This is a genomic window from Streptomyces sp. NPDC099050 (assembly GCF_044759865.1).
In the GTDB taxonomy this organism is placed as follows: Bacteria; Actinomycetota; Actinomycetes; order Streptomycetales; family Streptomycetaceae; genus Streptomyces.
This window is the reverse complement of the sequence record NZ_JBIWAE010000061.1, coordinates 1-5,438: the sequence shown is the minus strand read 5'-3', so window position 1 is coordinate 5,438 and position 5,438 is coordinate 1. Positions and strand designations below refer to the sequence as shown.

General features: G+C 67.2%; 3 protein-coding genes and 1 pseudogene. 3 read left to right on the top strand and 1 reads right to left on the bottom strand.

The genetic code is table 11. From position 1 onward, the window contains the following. Positions 1 to 1,912, top strand: a pseudogene (locus ACIQV3_RS40415) (chemotaxis protein); the annotation flags it as partial. Between the two features lie 518 nt (positions 1,913 to 2,430). Here ACIQV3_RS40415 and ACIQV3_RS40410 read toward each other — a convergent pair. After that, positions 2,431 to 2,997 (bottom strand): hypothetical protein, encoded by a 567-nt coding sequence (locus ACIQV3_RS40410; RefSeq protein ID WP_403722350.1) that lies wholly within the window; start codon positions 2,995 to 2,997, stop codon positions 2,431 to 2,433. 123 nt (positions 2,998 to 3,120) lie between these two features. Here ACIQV3_RS40410 and ACIQV3_RS40405 point away from each other — a divergent pair, with 123 nt between their 5' ends. Then, positions 3,121 to 4,512 (top strand): hypothetical protein, encoded by a 1,392-nt coding sequence (locus ACIQV3_RS40405; protein ID WP_403722347.1) that lies wholly within the window; start codon positions 3,121 to 3,123, stop codon positions 4,510 to 4,512. Continuing rightward, the gene (locus ACIQV3_RS40400; RefSeq protein ID WP_403722343.1) at positions 4,509 to 4,856 is read left to right on the top strand and encodes a hypothetical protein; all 348 of its coding nucleotides are present in this window, start codon (positions 4,509 to 4,511) and stop codon (positions 4,854 to 4,856) included. Before ACIQV3_RS40405 ends, ACIQV3_RS40400 begins: the two co-directional genes overlap by 4 nt. The last annotated feature ends 582 nt before the right edge of the window (positions 4,857 to 5,438 follow it).

Genomic DNA, 5,438 nt, shown 5'->3' with positions numbered 1-5,438 from the left:
CACCTTCTTCTTCGCCATGCTCTCCATGATGGACATCATCCTTCCGGGGCCCAAGCCCCTTATCTCGGATGTCCGTCAAAGCGAAGCAAGCCCAGAGGGGCTGGAAAAGGCCAGGGACCTCACAGCGCAGGCCGATCAGCGTGCCAAGACCCAGGCCGCAGTCGTCCAGCAGGCCCAGTCTCTGGAAGTCGACGCCCAGGCACTGACAGTTGAGGCGGGGCAGCCCGGAGCGGATACCAAGGACATCGGGGCAAAGGGGCGTAAGATTGCCCTGCGGACTCTGAAGGCCAGCGGCGCATGGAGCACGAATGCTGCCATCATCGCGCTAGCTGGCTCCGATCAGGCCGTCACCGACTACATACGCACCACGCGCAAGGTCGGCAAGCAACAGGACGCCCGTGAGCGTGTGCAGGACCTGGCAGTAAACGCCAAGACCTCCAAACTACGCACTGCGGCAGCCCAGGCCCTGACCGGGGATCAGGGCAAGATCGATGCATTCCTGACAGCTGGCCAGTATCAAGCTGTGGCCGATGACATGCGTCTGCGTATCACCCAGATCACGTCAACTGGTGGTCCGGTCCTCAAGGACAAAGGACGGGTGGCACTCAACTCGGAGAAGATTGACACATACCGTGACTTCCTGAACGTCGGCCAGTACTTGGCCCGTACGGAGGACGAGCGGGTTCGTGCCACCCAGCTGGTCAGTGTTGGCGGGCCCGAGGTCAAGACGGCGGCACGTGTCGCTCTCGAAGGCCCTGCGGACCTGTTGCACGCATTCATTGAGACGGGGCAGTACAAAGCAGACCGCAAAGATGGACTTGCCACCACCCATATTGCGCAGGTCGAGCAATTGATCTCCACTGCTGCGGGCATCGCGGCCACCGCTCAAAAGGATGCCTTCGAAGCGAACCGGGCAGCCGCGACTGCGAACAAGGCCAAGGACCTGGCTGATAAGTACGCAAAGCAGGCTCAGGACTCGGCAATCGAGGCTAAGGGATTTGCTGCCGACGCTGACAAGTCCGCTACGGCGGCCGAATCCTCGGCGGCAAAGGCGGCAGCAGCTGCGAGGACGGCGCGAAAAGCGGAATCCGATGCCAGGAAGGCTGCAGAAAGCGCGGTAAACTCCGCCACGCGGGCGCAGAAGTCCGCCAATCAAGCACGCGAAAGTGCAGACCAGGCCGCGGCTGCTGCCACAAAGGCCCGAGAATCTGCGACCGCCGCAGGCAAGGATTCTGAAGCCGCAGAGCAAGATGCCGTGGATGCCAGGCAAGCGGTGATCGTCAAGCAGCAGGCGGAGCTGGCCGAGTGGAAGGCGCAGAAGGAAGCCTGGCTCAAACAACACTCTGTCCCGGACAGGGACGACGACAGCTGGATCCCTGAATGGATGAAGGATGCCGCCCACACCACGGGTGTCTACGTTCAGGCGATTTTCAGCGAGCCCGATGTCTGGATAGGGGCGGCAGAGACCGCAGGTGGTCTGGCGATGATGGCTGCCGGTGCAGGCGGTGACGTGGCCGGTGGCGCGATCTGCATCACAGGTGTCGGCTGCCTTGCCGGCGCACCTGCCATCGTGGCGTCAACGGGGCTGATTGTTGGGGGTGCCTATACCTCAGCTGATGGTGCGCGGCGTTTCAACAATGGGTTCGGCAACGCCCTTCGCGAAGCTGAGTCGGCGTCGACAGGCCGTACCTCGGCAGGGGGACGAAACGAGCAGGAGGCGATGGACCTAGCCAAGGAGAACCCTTCCTATGGCAATACCCTTCCAACAGTCATGAAGGACCCGCGCTGGCCTGCCGAGGACGGATGGGTTAAAAAGGAGATGAAGGTCAAGGGGGTTGAAGTGCACTACGTTTACAACGAACGAACAATGCAAGCGCAGGACTTCAAGTTTAAGGACCGCTCTGGTGGCTGAAGCGAATGAATCTCATTCGGGTCGACTTCCATTCCTTATGCCTGGAACTCGGGTAACGGTAATCCAAGATTCGTCATGGGCTGGTCCTTGGCGGGTTGAATTTCAGGGAGAAATTAGCAACCTGGGAGACCCGGAGCCTGTGCAGCACGCGATGGCGCAGGATGGAGAAATGACATACTGGGTGACCTTTGATGAGCCTCAGTATGACAGTGACGGTGACGGGCCATATCGAAAGGCACAAATTTGGGGTCGCTATTTGAAGCCTGTTATTTAATGCTCGCCTCTAAGTGAGGCATATTATGTCAAATTGCGTCATGGGTGTTGTTCGGGGCTCGGATTGATTTGAGCTGAGGATTAGTTCGGTTGGTTCTGCCGCGACCCCAACAAGCTCCGGTCGGATGAGATGGAAGTGAAAGTCCACCTCATCCACCGGAGCTCTGGTGCTGTGCTGCCCAGCCATTCATCCAAAGGTCGGGCGGTTTGATTCCCTGCCGCTGAAGTCCAGGATCCGGAAGGCTTTACGGAGCGGTCTCGTAGACGACGGTGGTGCTGGGGCAGTCCTCGGCGAGCCCGAGGAGGGCTTGGACCTCGTTCTCGTCGGCGGCCAAGTCCCAGCGGAGCTTCGTCCCCACCCAGTTCGCGGCGTAGGTGCAGTGACATCCGCCGTCGGAGGGCAGCCACTCGGCCGGGTCCTTGTCGGACTTGCTGCGGTTGAAAGCGGCGGAGACGGCGATCAGCGTGTCGGGGCTGTTCTGGTCGTTCGCGTACGCCTCCCGCCGTGCCGCCGACCACGGCGCTCGTTCAACTGGCCTTGAGGGCCGCGCGCGTGCCGGATGGCGCGCCTCGACCCGGGCGTTGGAGCGGGCCCCGCGCGCGGCCCGGGGCGGCGGCGCCGCGGTGGTACTGACGCTGCTGATCGCGCTCGTGGAGGCGGTGGAGGCCGCCGCCGACTGGCACCGCGCGCAGGCCTTCCGCGCGCAGGCGAAAGCCGCCTCGGAGGCGGCCGTCCTGCTGCGGGAGGCAGCCGGCCTGACCGGAGCCCCGCCACCGACGGCGAAGCCGCGTACCGGTCGGGTGGTGCGCACCGCGGGCCGTGGCCTGCCGACCGCCACACCCGTTACCGGTGTACCGGTCCGGCCGCGCCCGGATCCCGGACGGCCGGGCCCCGCCCGTACGCGCTGACCCCCACCCGAGGGAGCTTCCTGCCGATGTCGTACCCGCCCCAGCCCGAGCCGTTCGCCGAAGCGCTCGGGGAGGCCGCGCAGACCGCCGCGATGGCCTACCGGCTGATGATGACCATCACCGACGCCGTACGCCGCGCCACCCAGAAACGCCTCACGGGCAAGGAGGAGGAACTCGGCGAGGACGCGGAGAAGATGGCGCCGGGCTGGTCGGCCGACCAGCTGCGCGGCGTCCTGGGCGACGACGTCCTGGCCGAGCTGATGCGGGGCGAGGACTGGCCGGTGATGGCCCGCCAGCTCGTCGGCCTCCAGCAGGCCGGTGTCGACCTCGGCACGTTCCTGCCGCAGATGGGCCGCATGACCGCCGGAGTCCACCAGGCCGTCGTGGCGAACGCGGCCCGCACGAAGGCGGAGGGCACCGACCAGTGGGCCGACCTCCTGAAGAAGACGATGCCCGAGGGCATGGTGCGCGACGCGATCCTGTCCTCCCCGGCGTGGCCGGACATCGCGGCCGCGATGGGCCGACTTGACGCCAAGGGCATCGACGTCACCCGGATTCTCGTGGACGCGCATGCCGCCGGAGCGGGCGTCGACCAGGCCGTTGCCGCCGTCACCACCGCGGCCGCCGCCCACGCACCCGCGCCCGCACCGGCAGCCGCCACTCCCGCCCCCGCCCCGGCTTCGGCTGGCACCCGGGTCCCCGCACCCGCCCCCGCTCCGGGCACCGCGCCCGCTACCGCGGCGCCGGTGCGAGAGGCCATCGACCCATGGGCGCCGCCCGCCCCCGCCCCCGCCCCGGCCGCTGCTGCTCCTCCCGCCCCAGCCCCGGCCGCTGCTCCTGCCGCCCCGGCTCCGGCTCCGGCACCTGCTCCGGTCCCGGCGGTGGTGGTGAGCGAGGACGCGCGCCGTTCCTGGGGGCCCTTGACCGAGGGCCTGAAGGTTCCCCTGGACCTGAACCTGGGGGACAGGGCGAAAGCGCTGGAACAGCTCGGCGTCGAGCCGGCCGCGCACGCGGCGATGGTGTCGATGGTCAACGACGTGCTGCCCGAGCACGAGGCGGGCCTCTTGATCGGTGCCCGTAACTGGCCGCTGCTGGCCGCCCGGATGCAGCAGCTCGGCGACAGCCAGGGCCAAAAAACCCTTGGCGCGCACCTGGCGCGCCTGGGCACGGACACCTCCTGGAAGCAGGGGCCGGCCTCCGCGCTGGTGGGACGCCTGGTCGAGCAGACACACCATGCCCTGACCACACCGCCGCCGGGACCGGTCTCCCGGGTGCGGGTGTCACCAGGGGCGGCCCGCTCCCGCTCCACCACAACGTCCGGCGGGGCGGCCCCGGGACAGGCCGCTCCGGCCGAAGCCGCGGTGCCCGCCCACCGGCAGGCCGCCTCGCGCGTCAAGGGGACAGGCCGCGCACGGTGACGGCCAGAACTCCCCTCGAACGTGCGTGGCGGGGTGTCCGGGCGCGCGCGGACCGGGTACGGGCGGCCTGGTGGGCGCTGTCGGCCCGGGACCGGATCGGCATCGAGGGCCTGCTGGTGACCAGCGTGCTGCTGGCGGCCGCCTGGCGGGCGGGCCACCTGGGTCTGGTGCAGGCGGACTTCGTCCTGTCGATTCTGGGCGGCACGGTAGGTGTGGCCACCTTGTGCCGGGGCGCCATGTGGCGGCCGGAGCCGGCCCCACCTGTGGCGGGGCCGCTGGTGGCGCCCTCGGAGGAAGTCCAGCGGCACGCCGCCCGCGAGGCGGGCACGGCCTCCGGCGCCTGACCGGGGGGACCTGCGGGGAAGGGGGAGAGGGATGCGAGGCCTTTGACCGGGTCACGCGGCGCTACGAAGCCGGTGTCCACGTGTGGGACCTGAAGACCGGGGAGGCTATCCGGGCGATGGACCTCAAGACCGTCGCTTTCGGGCCGGTCGCTATTACTGAAGGGGATCGTGGGCGGGTGTTCGTCCAGTCGGGCACCGCTGGGGGTGCGAATCTGCGGTTCGTTGTCACTGGGGGAACAGCGATGTGTCACTGACCGCGGTGTGTCGTTTGTACTGGTGAAAGCTTCATGTCGGTTGTGGTGGTGACAGGTTGCCGCGTTCTTAGTGGTGACAGGCTATGACGTTCTTACTGGTCAGTCTGGTGCAGATTCCCAGGCTGCTGGCCGGGCAGGGAGCCAGCGGTTGGACCCGGTAGCGGCGGGGTGCGTCGGCCTGGTTCCTTGGGTCCCTGCCGGGGGGTTTCGCGCCTTACCCAATCAGGTCGCCTCGGAAGATTTCAAGTCAAGTGAGACGGTTGGGGTGCTATGAAGCTTGTTGTGCGGGTTCCCTGCGCTTGGCCGGATCGTTGATCCACACGCGTCG